This is a genomic window from Aquihabitans sp. McL0605, from assembly GCF_049993875.1.
Lineage (GTDB): Bacteria > Actinomycetota > Acidimicrobiia > Acidimicrobiales > Iamiaceae > Aquihabitans.
Map to the genome: position 1 here is coordinate 3,330,640 of NZ_CP188252.1, position 20,139 is coordinate 3,350,778.

20 protein-coding genes are annotated in these 20,139 nt (G+C 71.7%); 11 read left to right on the forward strand and 9 right to left on the reverse strand.

Annotated features, from left to right (window positions below; genetic code table 11):
• Positions 1 to 58: 58 nt before the first annotated feature.
• Together ACPPVX_RS15315 and ACPPVX_RS15320 are read left to right on the forward strand one after the other, a co-directional pair.
• Positions 59 to 826, forward strand: a complete 768-nt coding sequence (locus tag ACPPVX_RS15315) for a class II aldolase/adducin family protein (RefSeq protein WP_426571434.1) — start codon at positions 59 to 61, stop codon at positions 824 to 826.
• Between the two features lie 10 nt (positions 827 to 836).
• Positions 837 to 2,294 (forward strand): class I adenylate-forming enzyme family protein, encoded by a 1,458-nt coding sequence (locus ACPPVX_RS15320; protein ID WP_426571435.1) that lies wholly within the window; start codon positions 837 to 839, stop codon positions 2,292 to 2,294.
• A gap of 12 nt (positions 2,295 to 2,306) precedes the next feature.
• On the opposite strand, the gene ACPPVX_RS15325 is transcribed toward ACPPVX_RS15320, so the two are convergent.
• Positions 2,307 to 3,053, reverse strand: a complete 747-nt coding sequence (locus tag ACPPVX_RS15325) for an SDR family oxidoreductase (RefSeq protein WP_426571436.1) — start codon at positions 3,051 to 3,053, stop codon at positions 2,307 to 2,309.
• Between the two features lie 57 nt (positions 3,054 to 3,110).
• Here ACPPVX_RS15325 and ACPPVX_RS15330 point away from each other — a divergent pair, with 57 nt between their 5' ends.
• Together ACPPVX_RS15330 and ACPPVX_RS15335 are read left to right on the forward strand one after the other, a co-directional pair.
• Positions 3,111 to 4,103, forward strand: a complete 993-nt coding sequence (locus ACPPVX_RS15330) for an MDR family oxidoreductase (RefSeq protein WP_426571437.1) — start codon at positions 3,111 to 3,113, stop codon at positions 4,101 to 4,103.
• Positions 4,104 to 4,189: 86 nt separating this feature from the next.
• Positions 4,190 to 4,612, forward strand: a complete 423-nt coding sequence (locus ACPPVX_RS15335) for a cupin domain-containing protein (RefSeq protein ID WP_426571438.1) — start codon at positions 4,190 to 4,192, stop codon at positions 4,610 to 4,612.
• Between the two features lie 43 nt (positions 4,613 to 4,655).
• Here ACPPVX_RS15335 and ACPPVX_RS15340 read toward each other — a convergent pair whose 3' ends face one another.
• Complete coding sequence (locus ACPPVX_RS15340; RefSeq protein ID WP_426571439.1) at positions 4,656 to 5,714, reverse strand: cyclase family protein; 1,059 nt, start codon at positions 5,712 to 5,714, stop codon at positions 4,656 to 4,658.
• Positions 5,715 to 5,828: 114 nt separating this feature from the next.
• On the opposite strand from ACPPVX_RS15340, the gene ACPPVX_RS15345 reads away from it, so the two are divergent.
• Positions 5,829 to 7,070, forward strand: coding sequence for an amidohydrolase family protein (locus ACPPVX_RS15345; RefSeq protein ID WP_426571440.1), 1,242 nt, complete (start codon positions 5,829 to 5,831; stop codon positions 7,068 to 7,070).
• Here ACPPVX_RS15345 and ACPPVX_RS15350 read toward each other — a convergent pair whose 3' ends face one another.
• Positions 7,071 to 7,682: a TetR/AcrR family transcriptional regulator gene (locus ACPPVX_RS15350; RefSeq protein WP_426571441.1), complete on the reverse strand. Its 612-nt coding sequence runs from the start codon at positions 7,680 to 7,682 to the stop codon at positions 7,071 to 7,073.
• A gap of 53 nt (positions 7,683 to 7,735) precedes the next feature.
• Here ACPPVX_RS15350 and ACPPVX_RS15355 point away from each other — a divergent pair, with 53 nt between their 5' ends.
• Positions 7,736 to 8,647 carry an SDR family NAD(P)-dependent oxidoreductase gene (locus tag ACPPVX_RS15355; protein WP_426571442.1) on the forward strand — a complete coding sequence of 304 codons (912 nt, stop codon included), beginning with the start codon at positions 7,736 to 7,738 and terminating at the stop codon, positions 8,645 to 8,647.
• On the opposite strand, the gene ACPPVX_RS15360 is transcribed toward ACPPVX_RS15355, so the two are convergent.
• Positions 8,610 to 10,145, reverse strand: a complete 1,536-nt coding sequence (locus ACPPVX_RS15360) for an acyl-CoA synthetase (RefSeq protein WP_426571443.1) — start codon at positions 10,143 to 10,145, stop codon at positions 8,610 to 8,612. The two genes, ACPPVX_RS15355 and ACPPVX_RS15360, sit on opposite strands and share 38 nt — an antisense overlap.
• Before the next feature lie 7 nt (positions 10,146 to 10,152).
• Positions 10,153 to 10,545, reverse strand: a complete 393-nt coding sequence (locus ACPPVX_RS15365) for a nuclear transport factor 2 family protein (protein WP_426571444.1) — start codon at positions 10,543 to 10,545, stop codon at positions 10,153 to 10,155.
• 84 nt (positions 10,546 to 10,629) lie between these two features.
• On the opposite strand from ACPPVX_RS15365, the gene ACPPVX_RS15370 reads away from it, so the two are divergent.
• The gene (locus tag ACPPVX_RS15370; protein WP_426571445.1) at positions 10,630 to 11,973 is read left to right on the forward strand and encodes an aromatic ring-hydroxylating oxygenase subunit alpha; all 1,344 of its coding nucleotides are present in this window, start codon (positions 10,630 to 10,632) and stop codon (positions 11,971 to 11,973) included.
• A 66-nt stretch (positions 11,974 to 12,039) separates the two neighbouring features.
• Positions 12,040 to 12,993 carry a TIGR03564 family F420-dependent LLM class oxidoreductase gene (locus ACPPVX_RS15375; protein ID WP_426571446.1) on the forward strand — a complete coding sequence of 318 codons (954 nt, stop codon included), beginning with the start codon at positions 12,040 to 12,042 and terminating at the stop codon, positions 12,991 to 12,993.
• Positions 12,994 to 13,000: 7 nt separating this feature from the next.
• Here the strand turns inward: ACPPVX_RS15375 and ACPPVX_RS15380 are convergent, their stop codons facing one another.
• Both ACPPVX_RS15380 and ACPPVX_RS15385 read right to left on the reverse strand, forming a co-directional pair.
• Positions 13,001 to 14,197: an acyl-CoA dehydrogenase family protein gene (locus ACPPVX_RS15380; protein ID WP_426571447.1), complete on the reverse strand. Its 1,197-nt coding sequence runs from the start codon at positions 14,195 to 14,197 to the stop codon at positions 13,001 to 13,003.
• The gene (locus ACPPVX_RS15385) at positions 14,181 to 15,305 is read right to left on the reverse strand and encodes an acyl-CoA dehydrogenase family protein (protein WP_426571448.1); all 1,125 of its coding nucleotides are present in this window, start codon (positions 15,303 to 15,305) and stop codon (positions 14,181 to 14,183) included. Before ACPPVX_RS15385 ends, ACPPVX_RS15380 begins: the two co-directional genes overlap by 17 nt.
• Positions 15,306 to 15,386: 81 nt before the next feature.
• Between ACPPVX_RS15385 and ACPPVX_RS15390 the strand changes: the two genes are divergently transcribed.
• Both ACPPVX_RS15390 and ACPPVX_RS15395 read left to right on the forward strand, forming a co-directional pair.
• Positions 15,387 to 16,577 carry a CaiB/BaiF CoA transferase family protein gene (locus ACPPVX_RS15390; RefSeq protein WP_426571449.1) on the forward strand — a complete coding sequence of 397 codons (1,191 nt, stop codon included), beginning with the start codon at positions 15,387 to 15,389 and terminating at the stop codon, positions 16,575 to 16,577.
• A gap of 35 nt (positions 16,578 to 16,612) precedes the next feature.
• Positions 16,613 to 17,377, forward strand: a complete 765-nt coding sequence (locus ACPPVX_RS15395) for an SDR family NAD(P)-dependent oxidoreductase (protein WP_426571450.1) — start codon at positions 16,613 to 16,615, stop codon at positions 17,375 to 17,377.
• Positions 17,378 to 17,392: 15 nt separating this feature from the next.
• Here the strand turns inward: ACPPVX_RS15395 and ACPPVX_RS15400 are convergent, their stop codons facing one another.
• Entirely contained in the window at positions 17,393 to 18,418 is a 1,026-nt protein-coding gene (locus ACPPVX_RS15400) for a 2Fe-2S iron-sulfur cluster-binding protein (RefSeq protein ID WP_426571451.1), read from the reverse strand.
• A gap of 56 nt (positions 18,419 to 18,474) precedes the next feature.
• On the opposite strand from ACPPVX_RS15400, the gene ACPPVX_RS15405 reads away from it, so the two are divergent.
• Positions 18,475 to 19,299, forward strand: coding sequence for an acyl-CoA thioesterase (locus ACPPVX_RS15405; RefSeq protein ID WP_426571452.1), 825 nt, complete (start codon positions 18,475 to 18,477; stop codon positions 19,297 to 19,299).
• Positions 19,300 to 19,317: 18 nt separating this feature from the next.
• Here ACPPVX_RS15405 and ACPPVX_RS15410 read toward each other — a convergent pair whose 3' ends face one another.
• A complete protein-coding gene (locus ACPPVX_RS15410) occupies positions 19,318 to 20,103 on the reverse strand; it encodes an SDR family NAD(P)-dependent oxidoreductase (RefSeq protein WP_426571453.1) in 786 nt (261 codons plus the stop codon).
• Positions 20,104 to 20,139 lie beyond the last annotated feature (36 nt).

Here is a 20,139-nt window from a genome sequence, read left to right on the forward strand (position 1 = left end):
GCGGGGAGGAGGGGGCGAATGAGTGGACCGATCGGTACAGGATCTCTACGATGCGCCCATGGCGACCGACCGCACCCCGCCCGCGTTCCCGAAGTTCGCGTCGGTCGACGACGAGCGCCGCCACCGCAAGCAGCGGCTGGCGGCGGCGTTCCGGCTGTTCGGGCACTTCGGCTTCGACGAGGGAGCAGCCGGGCACATCACGGCGCGGGACCCGGAGCGGCTCGACCACTTCTGGGTGAACCCGCTCGGCATGAACTTCAAGCGGATCCGGGTGAAGGACCTCCTCTTGGTGAACGACCAGGGCGACGTGGTCGAGGGCACGTGGCCGGTGAACGAGGCGGCGTTCATGATCCACTCGCACGTCCACGCGGCGCGGCCCGACGTGGTGGGCGCCGCCCACTCGCACTCGCTCTACGGCAAGGCGTTCTCGTCGCTGCGCAGGCCGCTCGATCCGATCACCCAGGACGCCTGCGCGTTCTACGGCGACCACGCCGTGTTCGCCGACTACGGCGGCGTGGTGCTCGAGCACGAGGAGGGCAAGCGCATCGCCGACGCGCTCGGCCACCGCAAGGCCGCGATCTTGGCCAACCACGGCCTGCTCACGGTGGGGCAGACGGTCGACGAGGCGGCGTGGTGGTTCATCACCATGGAGCGGTCGTGCCAGGCGCAGCTCGTGGCCGAGGCCGCCGGCGAGCCGGTGCCCATCGATCCCGACGAGGCGGAGAAGACGGCCCGGCAGGTCGGCAACCGCGGGGCCGGCTGGTACGGCTTCCAGCCCCTGTACGACTGGATCGTGGAGGAGCAGCCCGCCCTGCTCGACGAATGAGCCGGCCCGGATGAGCACCGCGATCCCCCGCACCATCGCCCAGGTCCTCGATCGAGGGCTGGCCGGCGATCCGCACCGCGAGGCGCTCGTCACCCGCTCGCGGCGGCTCACCTACGCCGAGCTCGATGCCGAGGCCGACCGGGCCGCCCACGCACTCGCGGCGCTGGGCGTGAAGCCCGGCGACCGGGTGGCGGCGTCGCTGCCCAACGATGCCGCGGTGGTCGTGGCGTTCCACGGGGCCATGCGCCTCGGCGCGGTGTGGCTGGGCATCAACCGGGCGCTGGCCCCGCCGGAGAAGCAGTTCCAGCTCGACGACGTCTCGGCCTCGCTCCTGCTGTGCGACGACGAGCTGCCCGACCTCGGCACCCGGGTCGTCGCCGCGGAGGAGTGGCAGGCGCTGATGGCCGATGCCGACGGCGGGCCCATCGGCATCGACGTCGATCCGGAGGCGCTCGCCGGCATCGCCTACACGAGCGGCACCACCGGGCGGCCCAAGGGCGTGATGCACAGCCAGCGCGGCCTGCTCACCCCCGGCGCGCTGCTGGTCGAGAGCCGCGGGTACGACGCCACGCTGCGCAAGGCCGACTGCTTCCCGTTCACGATCCTCAACCTGGCCGTGCTCACCACCCTGCTCGTGTCCCAGGCCGGCGGCACCTCCATCGTGATGGACCGCATCGACGCCGAGGGCGTGGCCGAGTGGCTCCGCACCGAGCGGCCCAACGTGTGGAACGGCCCGCCGGCGCTGCTGCACTCGCTCGCCGCCATGGACGAGGTGGCGGCCGGCGACCTGGCGTCGCTCGAGGAGGTGTGGACCGGCGGTGCCGACTGCCCCGAGGCGATCCGGCGGGCGTTCACCGCCAAGTTCGGCCAGCTCGTGCTCTCCAGCTACGGGCTGACCGAGGCCCCGACGGTCATCTCCATCGACCCGGTCGGCGGGCCGCACGTGGCCGGGGCCAGCGGCATTGCGCTCCCGCACCTCGACGTGCGGATCATCGACGGCGAGGTCTGCGTGGTCCCGGCGCCCGGCGACGACCGGTACCCGTTCACGCTCGGCTACTGGCAGCGCCCCGACGCCACCGCCGAGCTCCTGGCCGGCGGCGTGCTGCACACCGGCGACATCGGCTTCCTCGACGACGACGGCTACCTGCACCTGCGCGACCGCAAGAGCCTGGTCATCCTGCGCGGCGGCGCCAACGTCTACCCGGCCGAGGTGGAGCGCGTGCTCCAGGAGGTCGACGGCATCGCCGCGTCGGCCGTCATCGGCGTGCCCGACGAGCGCCTCGGCGAGCGGGTCGTCGCCGTGGTCGAGGTGAGCGACAGCACCGAGGTCGACCTCGACGCGCTGCGGGAGCACTGCCTCGGCCAGCTCGCCAAGTACAAGGTGCCCGAGCGCTTCGTGGTGGTCGACGCCCTGCCTCGCAACGCCATGGGCAAGATCGTCCGCACCGAGCTGCCGGCGCTGCTCTAGCTCGGCCCCTCGTCAGCTGGGCAGCTCGGTCCGGCCCAGCTTCCGGGCGGCCTCGGGGACGAAGGCGTCCGGCGCGAACGGGCCGGTGCCCACCGACGCCACCTCGATCTCGGGGAGCAGCACGTTGCCCGGGAGCGTGTCGAGCCAGGCGATCGCCTCCACCACGTCGGAGGTGGCGAGCGTGAGCATCGGGAAGTGCACGTCGTCGAGCATCGGCGTGGCGACGGGGCCGGTGGTGACCACGTGCACCGCGATGCCGTCGCGCTCCACCTCCTTGGCCAGCGCGGCGGCGAACGCGTTGAGCCCCGCCTTCGATGCCGAGTACGCCGACCTGCCGGGCTGCGGCGCGTGGGCCGAGCTCGACGACAGGAAGACCATCCGGCCCCCGGCGGCCATCGATCCCAGGGAGGCGTGGGCCACCACGAACGCGGAGGTGAGGTTGGTGCGCAGCACCGACTCGAACGTCTCGATCGACTCCTTGCGCACGAACGTCCCGGCCATCACGCCCGCCGCGTGCACCAGCAGGTCGACCCGACCCGCTTCCTGCACGACGGCGGCGAACGCCTCGGGATCGGCGCAGTCACCGGCCACCCACCGCGCCCCGATCGACTCGGCCGCGGCCTGGAGCGTGGCCTCGGTGCGGGCCGTGAGGACCACGTCGTAGCCGCGTCGCACCAGCTCAGCGCCGGTGGCGAGGCCGATCCCGCTGCTCCCGCCGGTGATGACCGCGACCCGCTTGCCGTCCCCCTGATCCTGCACAGAACGACCTTATCGTTTCGCTCCTATGGCGTTCTCCGATGTCGCTATCATGCCGAGGTGCCGACCTTCAACGCCTTCCTCCTGACCAAGCCCGACGATGGCGAGCAGTCGCTCGCGTGGACCGAGGTCGACGAGGCCGACCTGATGGACGGCGACGTCACGGTCGAGGTCAGCCACTCGTCGCTGAACTTCAAGGACGGCCTGGCGATGACCGGCAGCTCGCCGGTCGTGCGGCGCTGGCCCATGATCCCCGGCATCGACTTCGTGGGCCGCGTCCGCGAGTCGTCGCACCCCGATCACCCGGTCGGCAGCACCGTCGTCCTCAACGGCTGGGGCGTCGGCGAGACGCACCTCGGCGGCTACGCCGAGCTGGCCCGGGTCCCCGGCGACTGGCTGGTGGCGCTGCCCGACGGCATCTCGCCCGCTCAGTCGATGGCCATCGGCACCGCCGGCTACACGGCGATGCTGTGCGTCATCGCCCTCGAGCGCCACGGCGTCGCCCCCGGCGACGGGCCGATCATCGTGACGGGCGCGGCGGGCGGCGTGGGCAGCGTGGCCACCGCCATCCTGGCCAAGCTCGGGTACCAGGTCATCGCCTCCACCGGCCGCGCCGACACCGAGGGCGACTACCTCCGCTCGCTCGGGGCCACCGAGATCATCGACCGCGCCGAGCTGTCCGGGAAGGGCCGGCCGATGGGCAAGGAGCGCTGGGCCGGCGCCGTCGACAGCGTCGGCAGCTTCACCCTGGCGAACGTGCTGGCCCAGACCCGTTACGGCGGCACCGTCGCCGCCTGCGGCCTGGCCCAGGGCATGGACCTGCCCGGTTCCGTGGCGCCGTTCATCCTGCGCGGCGTGACCCTCGCCGGCGTCGACAGCGTGATGGCCCCGCTCGCCCGCCGCCAGGAGGCGTGGGCCCGCCTGGCCACCGACCTCCCGCTCGACCTGCTCGACTCGCTCACCGCCACCCACCCGCTGGCCGACGCGCCCGAGCTGGCCCCGCAGATCCTCGCCGGCACCACCCGAGGCCGGGTCGTCTTCACCGTCGCCTGACCGCCCCGACCCGCTGACGCCAAGACCGGCGCCACCACCCGCCGGCGGACGTCGGTAGCGTTGGAGGCGACGGAAGGAGTCGCGGCATGGATGGCAGCGATGTCGGACGGGTCCCGGTCGTGCTGGGACCGGGCGGAGGGCGAGCGTTCCCGATGGGCCGCCTCTCGGCGGTCATCAAGGCCGACGGCGCCGAGTCCGACCACCGGTACTCGATATCGGAGTGGTGGCTCGAGCCGCACACCAAGGGCCCGGGTGCGCACCAGCACCCCGAGGACGATGTCTTCTTCGTGCTCGGCGGCACCATGCACGTGATGGTGGGCACGGAGTGGGTGGAGGCCGCTGCCGGCTCCTTCGTCCTGGTCCCGGCCGACACGCCCCACGACTTCGAGAACCGCAGCTCGGAGCGGGCCGGCTTCCTCAACGTGTCGGCCCCGGGTGACTTCGAGCAGGCCATGCCCGGCATCGCCGCCTGGTTCCGGGACCGGTCCGAGGAAGACAGCCGGGCCTGACCCGCGAGGGTTCGAGCACGCCGCCATGGCCCGCCGGTTCGGGTCAGACGGTGGCGATGGGGGTGACGGGGGATCCGACGATGCCGGGGAGGCGGAGCGGGGGCGCGGTGAGCAGGAAGCGGCTGCGCTTGTGCTCGCGGAGCCAGGTGGCCAGCTCGTCGAGGTACCACAGCTCGCCCAGCGGGACGCCCAGCTTGAACAGGCACAGGTGGTGGATCGGCAGGAACGAGTGGCGGCTCGGATCGCGGTCCTTCCCGAGGAGGCCTTCGACCGAGTAGTTGTCGGCCACCAGCCCGGCGATCTGCGATTCGGCGATCCAGTCGAGGAGCGCGTCGTCGTGGGCGTCGAGGTACGAGCACGTCGTGAAGATCTTGCGGGGATCGGGGTTGCGGTCCATCGCCAGGAGCTCGGTGGCGAAGCCGGTGTGGAGCAGCAGCACGTCGCCCGGCTCGACCACCACGTCGTCGGCCTTCATGATCGCCTGGAGGGTGTCGAGGTCGACGGCCTTCCAGTCGTGGCCGAGGTGGTGGGCCAGGTCGACGAGGACGCCGCGGCCCTGGACGCCGTGGAACGCCATGTGCTCCAGGCCGAGGTGGCGGGCGAAGGCTCGCTGCCCGGTGCCGTCGCCGGCGGCGTCGTCGTGGGGGCCGACGAGGTCGGTGCCGGCGCGGTAGCCGTTGTAGTAGACGGCCTCCTCGACGCCGTCGCCGTCGGCGTCGAACTCGGCGCCCACGTGCGCCAGCGAGTCCCACTGCGTGGAGTACTGGAGGGAGAGGGTGACCACGTCGTCGGCCCACACGTCGACGTACTTGGGGTCGCCGAAGTCGGGCATCTCGCTCATGTGGACGTTGTAGAAGGTGCCGGCGTTGCCATCCATGTCCTCGGTGGGCGCCACCACCGGCGGGTGGCGGCGCTGGTTCAGCGCGTTGCCGCCGGGGAAGTCGAGCGGGAGGCTGAGGCAGAAGGTGCGGCCGGCCTGCACCTCCTGCACGCCCTGGAGGACCTTCTCGGTGGTCATCAGGTTGATGCGCCCGAGCTCGTCGTCGTCGCCGAAGTCGCCCCAGGTGGAGCCGTCCGGCCGCTGCTGCCATCGCTTCGTCATCGTTGCCCCCTGGCTGTCGGGAGAAGACCCTATCCGTTGCGGTGTACCGACCGGTTGGTCTAGCGTCTAATCAAGTTCGCGTCCCGCGAGAAGACTGTTTCCGGAGCTGATGCCATGACCACCCAGGACTTCGTCGTCTCCGCCGACGGGCACCTGCTGGAGCCCGTCGACCTGTTCAAGACCCGCCTGCCGAAGCACCTGCGCGACCGGGCGGTGTGGGAGGAGGACTTCGAGATCGAGCCGTTCGTCGAGGGCGGCGCCACCCACTTCCGGCGGCTGCACACCGCCGGGTACGAGGGCTGGACCATCTCCCGCTACCGCCAGACCAGCGGCCGCACGCCCGAGGGCGACCCCGAGCTGATCCTCGAGGACATGGCGTCCGATGGCGTCGACGTCCAGGTGATGCACCCCAACCTCTCGCTGTTCGGGCTCTACTCCGACGACCACGAGCTGTCGATCGCCCACGCCCGCGTCTACAACGACTACGTCCACGAACGGTTCTCGCCCTACTTCGACCGCATCTGCCCCACGGCGCCCATCCCGCTGTCCGATGTGGGCGATGCCGTCACCGAGATCGAGCGGGTGGCCGACGCCGGCTTCCGCACGGTCCTGCTCCCCGCCACGCCGCCGCGCAGCTACTACACGCGAGACCTCGATCCGGTGTGGGACGCGCTCTCGGCCACCGGGCTCCAGCCGTTCTTCCACACCCAGACCGGCGGCGTGAGCGTCAACGACACCGAGGCCACCACGCTCAAGGTGGTGCTGGAGAACGCCGCCCAGGTGAACCAGCCGATGACCGAGCGGGCCGCGGCCAAGCGCATGGTCACGCAGGCCGTCTACAGCACGCTCGCCCCGTCGCAGCTCATCTGCCAGCTGATCGGCGGCGGCGTCGCCGAGCGCTACCCCGACCTCCACTTCTCGCTGATCGAGTTCAACGCCCACTGGCTGGCGTCGCTCGTCGGCGGCATGGACAAGTGCTGGGTCACCGGCATCGGCCAGGACGCCGACTGGTGGCTGGGCAAGTGGGACGACACCCGGCCCATGGACGACCAGCCCGACATGGCCCAGCTCTTCCGGCTCAACGAGAAGTGGCCCTACGCCCTCAAGCCGAGCGAGTACGTCCAGCGCCAGTTCCACGTCCAGTTCCAGGACGACCCGGTCGCAATCGCCTGCCGCCACATCACCGGGCTGTCGACGCTCGTGTGGGGCAACGACTACCCGCACGCCGAGGGCACGTTCCGCGGCAGCCAGGAGCTCAACGCCCAGCAGTTCGCCGGCGTCCCCGACGACGAGCGCAAGGCGATCTTGGGCGGCACGCTCGGCAACCTGCTGGGGTTCGCCCCCGTGCCGGCGTAGCTAGCCCTGGATGCCGCGCAGGAAGATGTCGCCGAACGGCTTGGCCACGTCGTGGGCGTCGAGCCGGCCGTCGACCTTGAGCCACAGGTAGGTGTAGTTGTGCATGCCGAGCCACGCGAGGGCGGTGAGCCGGGGATCGATGGCGCGGAAGTCGCCGCTGTCGATGCCGGCCTGCAGCACCGACTCCACCTGGCGCTCGTAGGTGCGGCGGCGCACCCGGAAGCGGTCGGCGCGCTCGCCGGTGAGGGCGGGGAACTCGTGGAGGAACACCCACACGTGATCGGGGTAGCGGAAGATCACGTCGAGGAGCTCGTCGCCGAGCAGGCCGAGCTGCTCCGACGGCGTGCCGCCGGCGGCCACCGCGCGGTCGCCGCCCGCCAGCACCTGGTCCATCACCCGGTCGTGGATGGCGGCGAGCAGCTCCTCCTTCGACCCGATGTAGTGGTAGAACGCGCCCTTGCCCAGCCCGTTGACCTCGCACAGCTCCACGATGCCGGTGGCGTGGTAGCCGTTCTTCGCGAACACCTCGGCCGACGTGTCGACGATGGCGTCGACACGGGCCTGCCACTTCTCGCTGCGACTCGGTTCGTCGCTCGCCGGCGTCCTGGGCATCGGGTGCGACGGTACACGGGCCGCGGCCACGTCTCGTTCGGAGGAGCTCACTGATGGACCCGCTTCGCTTCGATGGCCGCACGGCGATCGTCACCGGTGCCGGGCGCGGCATCGGCCGCGCCCACGCCCTGCTGCTCGGTGCCCGCGGCGCCAGCGTGGTGGTCAACGATCTCGGCGCGTCGGTCGACGGCGACGGCGACGACACCGGTCCTGCCGCGGCGGTGGCGGCGGAGATCGTGGCCGCCGGCGGCACGGCCGTCGCCGACACCAGCGACGTCTCCACCACGGCGGGGGCCGAAGCGCTGGTGGCCGCGGCGGTGGAGGCGTTCGGCGGCATCCACATCGTGGTGAACAACGCCGGCATCATCCGCTGGGCGGGGCTCCCGGCCGCCGACCTCGACAACCTCGAGCGGCACCTCGCCGTGCACGTGGCCGGCACCTTCAACACCATCAAGGCGGCGTGGCCGCACCTGGTGGAGCAGGGCTACGGCCGGATCGTGAACACCACGTCGGCCGGCCTGTTCGGCCTGCCCGCCAACCTCTCGTACGCCACCGCCAAGGGCGGCGTGATCGGGATGACGCGGAGCCTGGCGGTGGCCGGTGCCCGCAAGGGCATCAAGGCCAACCTGATCGCCCCGGCGGCGGTCACGCGCATGGCGGGCCCGGAGGCCGAGGAGACGCCCGCCATGGCTCCCGGCCTGGCGGCGCCGATGGTCGCGTTCCTCGCCCACGAGGACTGCCCCGTCACCGGCGAGGTCTACGCCGCGGGTGCGGGGCGCTTCTCGCGGATCTTCATCGGGTCGACGCCGGGCTACGTGGCCGACGGGCCCGAGCCGTCGGTGGAGGACGTCGCCGAGCACTGGGCGGCGATCAACGACGAGGACGGCTACACCGTCCCGACGGACCTCATGGCCTGGTCGGCCACGTTCATGTCCCACCTGGGTGCTCCCGGAGCTCCCGCTTGAGGACCTTGCCCGACGGGTTGCGCGGCAGGGCCTCGATCAGCACGACGTCGCGGGGGACCTTGAACTTGGCCAGCTGGCCGCGGCAGTGCTCGATCAGCTCATCGGGCGTGGTGGGCGAGTCGGCGTCGACCACCACGTAGGCGATCGGCACCTCGCCCCACCGCTCGTCGGGCCGGCCCACCACGGCGGCCTCCACCACGGATGCGTGCTCGTAGATGACCCGCTCGACCTCGGAGCTGGCGATGTTCTCGCCGCCCGACACGATCATGTCCTTGAGCCGGTCGACGATGAACACGAAGCCGTCGTCGTCGACCACGCCGATGTCGCCGGTGTGGAACCAGCCGCCGGCGAACGCCCGCTCGGTGGCCACCGGGTCGCGCCAGTAGCCCTTGAACACCTTGGGGCCGCGCAGCACCACCTCGCCCCGCTCGCCGGCGGGCAGGGGCGTGCCCTGCTCGTCCCAGATCTGCAGGTCGAGGTACTGGCACGGCCGCCCGACGCTGCCGAGCTTGGTGATGGTGCTGTCCCGATCGAGGAAGGTGTCGCCCGAGACCGTCTCGGTGAGCCCGTAGGCGTCGGCGAGCCAGGCCGAGGGGAACGTGGCGCGCAGCCGGTCGATGGTGGGGATCGGCAGCTTCTCGCCCCCGGCGATGATCACCTTCACCGACGACAGGTCGCGGGCCTCGACGCCGGGGACGTCGAGGATCGCTCGGAGCATCGCCGGTGCCGCCCAGACCACGGTGACCTGCGAGCCCTCGATCTCGTCGACCACCGCGGCGGCGTCGAACGCGCGGTGGACGATGGTGGTGGCGCCGACCGAGATCATCGACGTGGTGACCAGGTCGAGCGCACCCACGTGGTACAGCGGCCCGCACGCCAGGCCCACGTCGGCGCTGGTGAAGCCCAGCTCGGCCACGTGGGCGTGGTTCTTCCACGCCAGGTTGGCGTGGGTGAGCATCACGCCCTTGGGACGGCCCGTGGTGCCCGACGTGTACATGAGCCGGTGGGTGTCGTCACCCTCGACCGCCACCCGCTCGACCGCCGGGTCGCCGGTCCCGATCTCTGCGAAGCGCTCCCACCCTTCGGGGTGCTGCTCGGTGACGCAGACCTGGACGAGCCCGGGCCCGCCGAGGCGCCCGATCGCGTCGGCCGCGAGGGAGACGAGCGCCTCGTCGCACACCAGGGCCTTGGCCTGGGAGTGGTCGAGGATGAAGCGCACCTCCTCGGCCGCCAGGCGCCAGTTGATCGGCATGGCCACGGCACCGAGGTGGTTGGCGGCGAAGATCGTGGTGAGGAACTCGACGTTGTTGTACGAGAGCAGGCCCACCACATCGCCGGCACCGACGCCCCGGGCGGCCAGGCCGGCGGCCACGGCCCCGGACCACGTGACCATCTCGCCGTAGGTGACGGTGCGGCCCTCGAAGGTGGCGATGGGCGCGCTCGGCGTGCGGAGGGCGTGGTGCTCGAGCACCGACACCCAGCTCAGGTCGGACTGCACGCGTGCCTCAGGCGACCGTGCGGCGGTGGAACATCCACCCGCCGTCGTCGTCGTGGTGGAGCACGTCGGTGTAGCGGGCCACGAACTGCACCTTCCACGCCGAGTCGATCTGGATCAGGAGGACCACGTCGCTGGTGGCGGTGGCCTGGTGGTCGTCCCACTCGGAGACGAGCGTGTTGGAGATGAGGTGGCGCTGGGGGACCCGCGGCGCCCACTTGGCGTAGGCGGCGCGCAGGGCGTCGTGGCCCTCGAACGTGCCGGTGCCGGGCAGGTCGAACACCCCGTCGGGGCAGTAGGTGTCCACCACGTCGTCGGTGCGCCCGTCGTCGAGGGCGTGGGTGTAGCGGGCGATCGTCGCCTTCACGCCCTCCGCCACCTCGGCGTACGTGGATGCGGCCATGCTCGGTCCCCTTCGCCAGGGTCGGTGCCGTTGCTTGTACCGACCGGTTGGTCTAAACCTAGTCGGCGACGAACAGAGGAGCACGTGGTGGCGCAGAAGGTTCCGTTTGCGATCGAGGTCCCGGACCGGGCACCGAAGCAGCGCTACTACGACCCGGACTTCTTCGCCCTCGAGGCCGAGCAGCTGTGGTCACGCACGTGGCAGATGGCCTGTCGGCTCGAGGAGATCCCCCAGCCCGGCGACTACGTCACCTACGAGATCCTCGACCAGTCGGTCATCGTGCTGCGGGGCGACGACGGCGAGGTGCGGGCGTTCGAGAACACCTGCCGCCACCGCGGCGTGCGCCTGGTCGAGGGGCCGGGGGTCTGCGAGCAGCAGTTCACGTGCTCGTTCCACGGCTGGTGCTACGGCCGCGACGGCGCCAACACCCGCATCCCGATGCGCAAGTCGTTCGACCTCCACAACCTCGAAGCCGGCGACACCGACCTGCGCCCGGTCCGCTGCGAGCGCTGGGGTGCCTGCGCCTGGATCAACCTCGACGACGCCGCCCCGCCGCTGCGCGAGTCGATCGAGCCGGCCGCCACCATCCTCGACGCGTGGGACGTGGAGACGCTGCGCACCGAGTGGTGGTACGCCTGCCGGCTCCCGGTGAACTGGAAGCTGGCCGAGCAGGCGTTCCAGGAGCAGTACCACGTCGTCCAATCGCATCCGCAGCTGGTCATCCCCGGCATGCGGTACGGCGCGCAGGGCGCCACGTTCGACCCGCGGGCGTTCGTCGACGCCGAGATCCAGTACCTCCGCACGATGAGCGACGGCATGGCCGGCATGGTCCACGCCTCCGACGTGAAGGTGGCCGAGGGCCTGCGCGACATCGACCTGCCCGCCGATGCCGACGAGGCGGCGGCGATCTGGAACCGCACCCTCAACGACGCGGTGGTGGCCGCGCACCGCGCCGAGGGCCACCCCATCCCCGACCTCAACGAGCTCGACCGCACCGGGAAGAACGAGCCGATGGGCTACTGCTTCCCGCACTACTTCGTGCTCCCGATGTACAGCAGCGCGTCGTCGTACCGGTTCCGGCCCCTGGGGCCCGAGGAGACGCTCATGGAGATCTGGTCGCTGACCCGGTTCCCCGAGGGCGCCGACCGGCCGAAGCCGACACCGCCCGAGGTGTGGGAGTGCGACGACGAGCGGTGGCCGCCCATCCCGGCGCAGGACTTCTCCAACCTGCCCCGCCAGCAGCTCGGCCTCCACAACCGGGGCTTCGAGTACATGCGCCTGTCCGAGAGGGCCGAGGGCCACCTCTCCAACATGGAGCGCACGATCGACGGGTTCCTCGCCGGGCGGACCCACGAGGAGCTGGCGCCGGCGCTGCGCGAGGTCAACGTCAACCCGCTCGTGCGCCCGATCGTGGAGCTCGACCTCTAGACCGGAATCCCCGTTATACTCATGGAAGAGGGACGTTCTCTCCGAGGTTGACGGAAGGTGGTCCGCATGCGGATCGGCGTGATGCTGGGGCCGGAGCGAGGCCGCTACGGCACCAAGGTCGAGCGGCTCCTGGCCGACGCCCGCCTGGCCGAGGAGTCGGGCTTCGCGTCGGTGTGGATCCCGCAGATCCCCGACGACTTCGACGCCCTCACCGCCGCCGCCATCGTCGGCCAGGCCACCACGCGCATCGAGATCGGCACCGCCGTCGTGCCCATCCAGTCGCGCCACCCCATCGCCATGGCCCAGCAGGCGCTGTCCACGCAGGCGGTGTGCGGCGGGCGCCTGGCGCTCGGCCTCGGCGTCTCGCACCACTGGGTGATCACCGAGATGCTCGGCCTCCCCTACGAGCACCTGGCTCCGCACCTGCGCGACTACCTCGAGGTGCTCGCCGCCGCGCTCGGCGGCCCCGGGCCGGTCGACGTGACCAACGAGCGCTACCAGGTGCACAACCCGCTCGACATCACCGATCTCGCACCCAACCCGGTCCTGATCGCGGCGCTGGGCCCGCAGATGCTGCGCCTCGCGGGCGAGCGGACCGACGGCACCATCTTGTGGCTGGCCGACGAGCGCGCCATCGGCAGCCACGTCGCGCCCCGGATCAGCGCGGCGGCCGAGGCCGCCGGCCGGCCCGCGCCGCGCATCGTGGCGGGCGTGCCCGTGTGCCTGTGCGCCGACGACGAGATCGACACGGCCATCGCCCGGGCCAACACCCTGCTGTCGGAGGCCGAGGTGTCGCCGAACTACCAGAAGCTGCTCGACCTGGGCGATGCCACCTCGGTGGGCGACATCATGGCGGCGGGCAGCGAGGCGAGCATCGAGGCCCGCCTCCGGTCGTTCGCGAGCGCCGGCACCACCGACGTGTCGCTGCGCGTCGTGCCGATCGGCAAGGACCGCGACGAGCGCCTCGCCTCGTCGCTGCGCACCCGCGAGTTCCTGGCGTCGCTGAAGGGCGAGCTCTAGCTCCGGCTCAGGAGCGGGGCAGGCCGAGCACGCGCTCGGCGATGATGTTGCGCTGGATCTCCGAGGTGCCGCCGGCGATGGTGCCCGCGAAGCTGCGCAGGTAGCGCTCGAACCAGCTGGCGTCGTGCGACTCGAGCTGGAGGTGGTTGTAGGGGCGGCTCGGGGTCTCGTCGTCGAGGGCGAGCGGGCCCAGCCACTCGACGGCGTCGAGCTGCGCCTGCTGGCCGGCCTCGGAGCCGAGCAGCTTCAGGATCGACTGCTCCTTGGGCGACATGCCCCGCCGGGTCTTGGCCAGCGTCTGGTAGCCGAGCAGGCGGAGGGCCTGGGCGTCGATGATGGCGCGGGCGTAGTCGTCGACGGCCAGCGGATCGTCGGCCAGGCCCAGCGGCTGGGCCTTGGCCCGGAAGGCGTCGAGGTGGTCGTCGAGGCGGGCGGAGTAGTCGAGCCAGAGCATCGCCCGCTCGTGGCCGAGCGACCCGTTGGCCACCCCCCATCCGCCGTGCAGCGGCCCGAGGAGGTTCTCGGCGGGGACGTGCACGTCGTCGAAGAAGACCTCGTTGAAGTCCTGGTCCTCGGGCGAGATCACCGAGCCGAACGGGCGGCGGGTGAGGCCCGGCAGGTCGGTCGGGATGATGAGGGTGCTGATGCCCTTGTGCTTGGGGGCGTCGGGGTCGGTGCGCACGAACGCGAGGATCACGTCGGCGTGGTGGGCACCGGAGGTCCACACCTTCTGGCCGTTGACCACGAACGAGTCGCCGTCGCGCACCGCCTTGGTGCGCAGCCCGGCGAGGTCGGAGCCGGCGTTGGGCTCGCTCATGCCGAGCGCCGCGGTGAGCTCGCCCTTCAGGATCGGGATGGCCCAGCGCTCGATCTGCTCCGGGGTGCCGAACGACAGGATCGACGGCGTGATGATGCCGAGGCCCTGCGGGTTGAAGCTGGTGTAGATGCCCCGGTCGGACTTCACCTGGTGGCAGATGAACTGCTCGATCAGCGTGGCGTTGCGGCCGCCGTGCTCGGGCTTGTTGCCGGGGACGAGCCAGCCGGCGTCGAACATCTTGCGCTGCCAGGCGCGCGCCCACGGCGGCGAGTCCGCGCTCGAGCGGGGGCGCACGGTGGCCTCCTCCTCGGCGGGGACGTTGGCATCGAGCCAGTCGTTGAACTCCTGGCGGAAGGCTTCCGTGCCCTCGTCAAACGTCAGCTGCACCGGTCAGCACCTCCGTGGATCGTCGTGGGTCATCGAGCAGCAGGCGGCCCACCCGGGCCCGGTGCTCGGCTGCGCCGCCGAAGAGCAGCTCGGTGCCCTTGGCCCGGCGCACGTACAGGTGCACGTCGTTCTCCCACGTGAAGCCGATCCCGCCGTAGAGCTGGATGGCGCCCTGGAACACGAGCCGCTGGGCGTCGCCGGCCGCGGCCTTCGCCATCGAGGCGGCGAGGGTGCGGCGGGGGTCGTCCTCGGTGATGGTCAGGGCGGCGAAGAAGGCCAGGGCCCGGGCCCGCTCGATGGCGACGTACATGTCGACCACCTTGTGCTTCACCGCCTGGAACGAGCCGATCGGCACCCCGAACTGCTCGCGGCCCGACACGTACTCGATGACCAGGTCGAGCGCCCGCTGGCAGGCGCCCACCGAGACCAGCGCCAGACCGGTGACGGCCTGGTCGAGCGCGGCGGCCGCGCCGGCGGCGGTGGCGCCCGCCGCGAGGTGGCGGTCGGTCCCGACCACGGCGCCGTCGAAGCACACGTCGCTCACGGGGAGGGCCTTGTCGAAGGAGGGGAGCCGGGTGGCCTCGACGGCGTCGGCGGGCACGACCAGCGCGACCGGCCCCTCGGCGGACTCGGCGACGACGGCGATCTCGGTGGCGCGGTGGCCGTCGACCACGAACCGGGCCGTGCCGTGGAGCTCCCAACCGGCATCGGTGCGCTGGGCGGTGACCGCGGAGGCGAGGACGGCGGTGCCCGGCCGGCCGTCGGCGGCGATGGCCCCGAGGAACCGCTGGCGCTGCTCGGGGGAGCCGCAGGCGGTGACGAGCGGGGCGAACTGCGTGGTGGTGGCGAGGAACGGGGTGGGGTCGGCGACGTAGCCGAGCTGCTCCAGGACGATGGCCAGGTCGAGGAACGACATGCCCACGCCACCGTCGTGCTCGGCGATGGCCAGCGCCGGCCAGTCGAGCCCGACGAGCGTGGACCACAGCCCGGCGGGGTCTTCGGCGCCCTCCATCACCGACCGGAGGTACGCCGAGGTGCACTCCTTGGCGAGCACATCGGCCACGGCGGTCTGCAGCGCGAGCTGGTCATCATCGAATACGAAGTCCATGCGGTCCGAACCTCCTCGATAACGACGCTATCAGAACGCGCATGCAGCATTTCCAGTTGAGATGATCTATGTTCTCAGTTCATGCAAGCCCTCGACGGGATCCGCGTCCTCGACTTGGGGAACTACATCGCGGGCCCGTTCTGCGCCACCGTCCTGGGCGAGTTCGGCGCCGACGTGATCAAGGTCGAGCGGCCCGGCACGGGCGACCTGACCCGCCGCTTCGGCACCGAGACCGAGTGCGGCGACACGCTCGTGTGGCTCAGCGAGGGCCGCAACAAGCGCTCGGTCACGCTCGACCTGCAGCAGCCGCAGGGGCGCGAGCTGCTCGCCGAGCTCATCGAGGGCGCCGACGTCGTCATCGAGAACTTCCGGCCCGGCGTGATGGAGCGGTGGGGGTTCGGCCCCGATGCCATCAAGGCCCTGAACCCGCGGACCGTCGTGGTGCGGGTGTCGGCCTACGGCCAGACGGGGCCCAACAGCGATCAGCCCGGGTTCGCCCGCATCGCCCACGCCTTCTCCGGCCTGGCGTACCTGGCCGGCGAGCCCGACGGTCCGCCCGTCACCCCCGGGTCCACGTCGCTGGCCGACTACGTCACCGGCCTCTACGGCGTGGTCGGCACCCTGCTCGCGCTGCGGGCGCGCGAGACCACGGGCGAGGGCCAGGTGGTCGACCTCACGCTGTTCGAGCCCATCTTCCGGATGCTCGACGAGCTGGCACCGGCGTACCAGCAGTTCGGCACCGTCCGCGAGCGCATGGGCGCCGACACGGTCAACGTGCTGCCCCACAGCCACTACGAGTGCCGCGACGGCACCTGGTTGGCCATCGCCTGCACCAACGACGAGATGTTCCGCCGCCTCGCCGGCGTCATGGGCCGCCCCGAGCTGGCCGACGACGACCAGTGGGGCCCCAAGGCCCGCCGCCTGGCCGCGCGCGACGAGGTCAACGCGGCGGTGGGCGCGTGGGTGGGCTCGGTGACCTGCGACGAGGCGCTCGCCGCCTGCCGCACCCACCAGGTGCCCGCCGGCCGCCTCAACTCGATCGCCGACATCTTCGAGGACCCGCAGTACCTCCACCGCGAGACCATCGTCGAGGTGCCGTCGCGCATCGGGCCGCTCAAGGTGCCCGGCACCATCCCGGCCCTGTCCGAGACCCCCGGCGAGATCCGGTTCCTCGGTGCCGAGCTCGGGGCCCACACCGACGATGTGCTCGGCGAGCTGCTGCACCGCACCACCGAGCAGATCGCCGCGCTCCGCGCCGACGGCGTCATCTGAACGCCGACGAGCCCGAACCACAAACAGGAGAAGACATGACCGATCAGCACGAGCCGCGAGTCGCCGTCGTCACGGGCGGAGGGTCGGGCATCGGCCGCGCCATCGCCCGGCGCCTGGCCGCCGACGGGCTCACCGTGGCGATCGTCGACCTCAACGCCGCCGCGGCCGAGGCCGTGGCCGAGGAGCTGCACGCCGAGGGCCACGCGGCCGCCGCGTTCGGCGACGTCGACGTGTCCGACCGCGCCCTGGTCAACGCCGCCATCGAGCGCGTGCGCACCGAGCTGGGCCCGCCGCTGGTGCTGGTCAACAACGCCGGCCTCCAGGGGTTCGACAAGTTCCTGTCGATCACCGACGAGACGTGGGACCGGATCATGGCCATCAACCTGAACGGGCCCTTCTACCTGTGCCAGGCCGTGCTCCCCGACATGATCGAGGCCGGTTGGGGCCGCATCGTCAACATCTCGTCGTCGAGCGCCCAGGGCGGCCAGCCCTTCATGACCCACTACGTGTCGTCGAAGGCCGGGCTCATCGGGCTGACCAAGGCGCTCGCCCTCGAGTTCGGGCCCAAGGGGATCACCGTCAACACCATCCCCCCCGGCTTCATCGACACGCCGATGCTGCGCGACTCCGAGAGCAAGGGCCTGCTGGGAGGCAAGGTCGAGGACCACGAGACCCGCACCCCCGTCCGCCGCATCGGCACGCCCGACGACATCGCCAACGCCTGCTCGTTCCTGGTGGACGAGCGCTCCGGCTACATCACCGGCCAGGTCATCGGCGTCAACGGCGGCCGCAACACCTGACCCTGCCGGTCGGGCCTACATCGCCTCGAACTCGATGGTCACCGAGGCGGTGGTGGGCTCGGCCTGGCAGGTGAGGACCCAGCCCTCGTCGAGCTCCTCGGGGGTCAGCGCGTTGTTGGCCCGCATGGTGACGGCGCCGTCGAGCACGAGCGCCATGCACGTGGCGCAGTTGCCGGCCTCGCACGAGTAGGGCGTCACCACCCCGCCGCGCCGGGCGGTGCCGAGCACCGTGTCGCCCACCCGATGGGGGAGCGTGGTGCGCTTGCCCTTGATGATGAGGGTGATCTCCTCGGGCTCGCTCGGGGCCGGGGCGGCCTCCAGCGGGGGGAGATCGTCGGCCACCACGAAGCGCTCGATGGCGATCCGGTCCTGCTCGATGCCCACGCCCAGGAGCGTGGCCTCCACCAGGTCCATGAACGGGCCCGGGCCGCAGATGTAGTGGTCGCCCCCCAGGTCGGTGCCGGCGAAGTCGAGCACCGCGGCGGCGTCGAGGTAGCCGCCCGAGCTGTCGAGGTGGTGCCGGACCTCGAGGCGGTCGCCGTGGGCGGCCTGGAGGGCGGCCAGCTCGTGGTCGAAGATGACCGAGCGCTCGTCGCGGTTGGCGTAGAGCACCCGCACCCGCCGGTCGGTGGCGGCGAGGGTGCTGCGCAGGATCGACATGACCGGCGTGATGCCGCTGCCGCCGCAGTAGGCCACCACCGGGCGGTCGTCGGGGCGGGGGCAGAACACGCCGGCGGGCCGGGTGACCTCGAGCACATCGCCCTCGGCCACGTGGTCGTGCAGCCAGTTCGACACCAGGCCCCCCGGCACCCGCTTGACCGTGACGGTCAGGTCGTCGTCGGTCTCCGGGGCGCTCGACATCGAGTAGCAGCGCAGCACCTCGTCGTCGCCCAGGTGCACCCGGAACGTGCAGAACTGCCCGGGGAGGTAGGCGAAGGCGCCGCGGAGATCGGGGGGCACGTCGAGCACGAACGACCGGGTGTCTCCGGTCTCCTGCACGATGCGCTTGACCGGGACGGGGTGGAATCCGTGGTCCCGCATCGAACGAGACTACCATCCAACGGAAACCCCGTTCTCATATTTCGACAGGACACCCCGTGAGCACCTCCATCGACGACTACGTGGCCGCCCTCCAGCTCCAGCCCACCGGTCCGGGCACCTTCACCGCCCCCAACGTCTCGTTCGGCCACGGCGGCCCGGTGTTCGGCGGCCAGCTCATGGCCCAGACGATCATCGCCGCCCTCGCCGGCCAGGAGGGCAAGACCGTCAAGACGGTCCAGATCATCTTCGCCCGCGGCGGCGATACCAGCGTGCCCATCGAGATCACCGTCGAGCCGCTCCACAGCGGCCGCAGCTTCGCGAGCAGCACCGTGACCATCAGCCAGGGCGACCGGGTCTGCACCCGGGCGCTCGTGCTGCTGTCGGCCGACGAGCCCGACCTCATCCGCCACGCCGTCGAGCCCACCGTCACCTCGGCCCCTGCCGATGCGGCCGAGGGGGCCCACCTGCCCGGGGCCTGGGAGGTGCGCACCGTCGACGGCGTCGACATCAACGACCCCGACGCGGTCGGTCCCGCCGAGCTCGACGTCTGGACCCGCTTCGTGGGCGCCCCCACCGATGCCGCCACCGGTCAGGCCCTGCTCGCGTTCGCCACCGACGGCTTCCTCATCGGCACCGCCATGCGCCCGCACGACGGCGTCGGCCAGGCCCAGGCCCACGTCACGCTCACCACCGGCGTGGTCGGCCACACGCTCACGTTCCACGAGCCGAGCCGGGCCGACCAGTGGATGCTGCTCGAGCACGAGAGCCCCTACGCCGGCCACGGCCGCGCCTACGGCCGGGCCCACGTGTTCCAGGACGGCGCCCTGGTCGCGTCGTTCGTCCAGGACAGCATGATCCGCGCCACGCCGCCCCGCAGCTGAGGCCGGCGCGGCAGCCCGCTACTCGGGCCGGGGGCGGCGGGGCATGACGGCGACCGACGGGATGGTGGCGGTGCCGCCGAGGGTGATCACCGTGTCGACCGCGGTGACCAGCTCGTCCACATCCATGAGCGCACCGATGATGAGCTGGCGCTCGACCCAGCCGGGCACCACCTCCATGGCCACGTCGCGGTCCCAGCCGGCGTTGAACTCGACGGCGGCCCCGCCCTCGCCGCCGCCGCAGTCGCCGATGATGACGCGGGTGAAGCCCAGGTGCGGGTGCTCGGCGCGCCAGGCCTCGACCATCTTGTCGAGGGCGGCCTTGCTCACCGCATAGGAGCCGAGCCCGGGCCACGGTTCGGTCATCGAGGCGCTCACCGAGGTGAAGTACAGCGCCACGCCCGACGACTCCTCCAGGTGGGGGAGGGCGGCGGCCGTGGTGATGGCGGCCCCGGTCACGTTGGTGGCGAACTGCTGGGCCCACGTCTCGGCGCTGACGTCGGCCATCTTCTGGAGGTGGCCGATGCCGCTGGCGTACACGAGGGCGTCGATGCCGCCGAGGGTGGTGGCCGCCTCGTCGATCGCCGCGTTCACCGAGTCGGTGTCGGTGACGTCGCAGGCGATCGAGGCGGCGTCGGGGCCGGCTTCGGCCGCGGCCTCGTCCAGCCGGTCCTTGCGGCGGGCGAGGAGGGCGAGCCGGTCGCCCTTGGCGCCCAGGCCGGCGGCGACGCAGCGGCCGAGCCCGCTCGACGCGCCGACGATGACGACCCGGCGCGGGGTCCGGGTGGGTTCGGTGGGGGTGCTCATGTCGGTTCCGTTCCGATCCGTTCGGATCGTGGGGGA